This window comes from Bartonella sp. AA1HLJMS, from assembly GCF_042197445.1.
Taxonomy (GTDB): Bacteria; Pseudomonadota; Alphaproteobacteria; order Rhizobiales; family Rhizobiaceae; genus Bartonella.
In genome coordinates this window covers 1-3,486 of sequence record NZ_JBHIRW010000086.1, presented here as the reverse complement: position 1 = coordinate 3,486, position 3,486 = coordinate 1, and the positions used below count along the sequence as shown (strand labels likewise).

The 3,486-nt window shown below is 41.9% G+C and carries 3 protein-coding genes; all 3 read right to left on the bottom strand.

The genetic code is table 11. From position 1 onward, the window contains the following. The coding region (locus tag ACFIQE_RS09195) for a BID domain-containing T4SS effector (RefSeq protein WP_375707592.1) at window positions 1-1,056 on the bottom strand (1,056 nt) is incomplete at its 3' end. A gap of 354 nt (window positions 1,057-1,410) precedes the next feature. Then, window positions 1,411-2,256: a BID domain-containing T4SS effector gene (locus ACFIQE_RS09190; protein WP_375630146.1), complete on the bottom strand. Its 846-nt coding sequence runs from the start codon at window positions 2,254-2,256 to the stop codon at window positions 1,411-1,413. A gap of 344 nt (window positions 2,257-2,600) precedes the next feature. Next, the coding region (locus tag ACFIQE_RS09185; protein ID WP_375707591.1) for a BID domain-containing T4SS effector at window positions 2,601-3,486 on the bottom strand (886 nt) is incomplete at its 5' end.

Genomic DNA, 3,486 nt, shown 5'->3' with positions numbered 1-3,486 from the left:
TTGTGTTACAGCTGTTGCATAATTGTCAGCGGCGTCAATGAGGTGAGAAAGACCCGCTTCAGCATGTCTGCGTGCTTTATTTTTAAAGCCACAAAAGTTACGACCAGTGTATTTGTTAAAAGACTGAGGATTTCCGGCAAGTTGCTGTGCCAGCTGTTCTATTGTTTCAGGGTTTTGGAAAAGCTCTTCTGTTTGTGATTGCAAAATGTTTGCGTTCCCAAAAACAACAGTGCACCAATATTTGATTTGGGCATGGTGTCTTCTGACTTTTGAATGTTGGTGAATTTTGGTAGAAATTTCTGTCTCTGAAAGCGTTTCTTTTTCGCGATGATCTGGTTTTTGCAGAAGTTTAGCGACGGCTTCCTTCCCCATGAAGCGTTCATAGTTTTTGAGTTCTTGCTCTGGAGATTGTAAGAGGCTCTCTCTTGCCTGTTTTACAGCTTCTGTATAACAATCAACAGTGACACTGAGAGCGGAATAACTCTCTTCCGCTTGTCTACGTGCTCGACTTTTGAAGCCCAGCGCGCTGGTACCGGAAAGTTTAGCGATACTTTCAGGATAGGCTGCCATGCGCCATGAGAGCTCTTCTCCTGCAGCGGGATCTCTTTGAATTTCCTGCATTTGTTCTTGCAAAATGTTTGGGTTACCATAGGCACTTGCGGATAAACGTTGGATTTCTTCTTGATAGGTTCGAACCAATGAATGGTGTGGAAGCAATAGAATGATCTCTTCCTCTGAGATAACTCTTGTTGCCCTCTGGGTAACTTGTGAAGGAATTGTTGCGTGTGTCGTTTCAGCTTCTTGCGGTCTTTTGGTAGAGCCGCCTCTTGTTAACGAAGCTGTTGGATTTGTTGATGCATATACAGTTTCTTCGCTTAAAAAAGATTGTCTTTCCTCATCTTCTTCCGGTATGGATGACAGTCTTTTGCTTTTTGAAGGCGTTTCTTTAGGAAGGGGGGCTGCTGCGCCTGAGACCTCTGCCGCCGCTTGTTCATAGAGCTTTATAAGTTCTTGTATTGAAGAGGATGGAAAAGGATGAGGGTGTTTTTTTTTCATGCATGTTTCCTTTCAAAAATTGTTTTAGAAAACCTCTTTGGTGCATTCTTGCCTTTTATGCTTGGATCGCTTTGAGACAAAAGAAATATCGAGCTGAATGAGCTTCCAAAGATCTGCGCTATTTGCAATCAGCTTAATGGACATTTGTGTCTTTTATACAGTTTTTTTGTGAAATATTATCAATAAGTTATCAATAGTCGGCATGAATTACAGGCGCCATTTTTAGGGCTATTTTTTGTAACATTCTAAAACAATTCTTGGCGCAATCGCGATAAAATGATTTGCGCCAAGAAACTCACTGAAAAAAAGATTACATGAAAAACAAAAACTATCTGTTTTTATGTTTATGCCCCCTTACATGGCATAAGCTATTCCTTTTTCTCCGTGTCTTTGTCGTTGAGGGCTGTGCTCTGGACTATTGTGTTCTTGTCCTCTTGTGTGATGATGACGATGATGATGATGGTGTCTCTCAACTTGCTGAGAATTTTCTTGATGGCGTCTTTGTTCCGCTAGAGGGGTTTGCGATAGTCTTGTTGCTGCGTCTTGTACAGCCTTTGTATAACCATCAACGGCATCAACGAGCGATCTAAAACCATCTTCAGCTGCTTTGCGTGTTTGATTTTTTAAGCCAAGTGTGGAGCGGCCAGCAAGTTTATGTATAGATTCAGGATTTTCAGCAAGTTGATTTGAAAGGTCTTTTCCTTTAGTGGGATCTGTAAGTATTCCTTGCAAGTGCTGCTGGAAAATCGTATCATCGCCATAAACAATTTTACTCCAGTGTATGACTTCTTCTGCATGTGCTTGGACGTGTGGATTTTTTAAAAGCATGACACTTATTTGATCAGCTGTGAGGGAAGATGAAGGCTTTCCTCTTTGGTGCGGAGCAACCGTTGTATAGTCGGTTTCAGGATCTTCTGTCCTTTGATGTTTACCTCTTGAAGAAGGGGTAACGCTGCTAACTGATGCGTATAGAACATCAGTTTCATGTCTTGGAGAAGCAACCGTTGTATAGTCGGTTTCAGGATCTTCACTCCTTTGAGCATGATGTCTGTCTCTTGAAAGAGGGGAAGAGGTGCTAACTGATGCGTATAGAACTTCCTCTTCTGGGGTTGGTCCGCGCTGGTTTCCTCTAGTTGGTTTATTAATTTTTGCATAGAGGGCTTCTGGATTTGCAGAAGGATGTGGATGATGTTTTTTCATACATATTTCCTTTCAATATTTTTAGAAAACCTCTTTGGTGCATTCCCCACTTTTAGTTTTGATAACTTTGATATAAAGGAAGATATCCAACCGAATGACCTCCAAAGATTCTGCGCTATTCAATATTGATATGTAATGAACATTTATGTCTTTTATACAGTTTTTTTATGAAATTTTATCAATAAGTTACAATAAATTACAGGATCCACTTTTAGAACTATTTTTTGTAACATTCTAAAACAACTCTTGGCGCAATCCCGATGAAACGATTTGCGCCAAGAAACTCACTGAAAAAGTGATTAAACGAAAAACAAAAATTGATCTGTTTTTACGTTTATGTCCACTTACATGGCAAAAGCCATTCCTTTTTCTCCATGTCTTTGTCGTTGTGGGCTGTGCTCTGGACTATTGTGTTCTCGTCCTCTTGCGTGATGATGATGGTGGTGATGTCTGTGTTCTGGGTCTCTTTCTGGACTTTCGTGTCTTTGACTTCTTTCTCTTTCCTGCTCCCGTGTAAACTGTTTATGGAGCTTTTGTGTATTATGTATATGTCTTTCAAGAGCTGAGCAAAGGGGAGCAAAACTCTCTTCAGCTTCTCTGCGGCTTGGAGATTTTACACCAAGTATTTTGTGACCTGCAAGCTTACCAGCGCTTTCAGGATTTTCTGCAAGCTCCAATAAGACTTTTTCTGCACCCTGAGGATCATCAAGGATCTTCGCAAGTGGTCCATTCAAAGCATGCTCGTTTTTATAAACAACTCTGCATCGCTCTTGGATTTCTCTTACACCATATTGAAAGTCTACGTTTTTTAAAAGCTTTGTTGTAACCACATCTTTTGGGGTTCTGGGAGGGGAGATTTTTCTTCCTCCAACGCCTTGATAGATGGGATTTTCTAGTTGTTGGGATTCTTGCCCACCTTCAGCTCCCATGCCAACCGTTGTATAGACAGATTCGAGAGGTCTTTGGGGAGAGTGCTCACCACGTTCACTAAAGTCAAGCTCTGCATAGAGATGTTCTGGTTCATGGGGATGTCGTCCACCCTGCGCACCTCCACCAACTGTGTCGTAGGGTGTTTGCCAACCTTGCGCCGCCAGATCCGTTATTGAATAGGGGTTTACGAGTCCGTCGGTGCGTCGCCCATCACTCGGTCTCCCACCAAGTCTATCATAGGGATTTCCTAGTGGCTTTTGGGGAGCATAGGCCGTTTCTGATGGTTGTTGAAGTGTATAT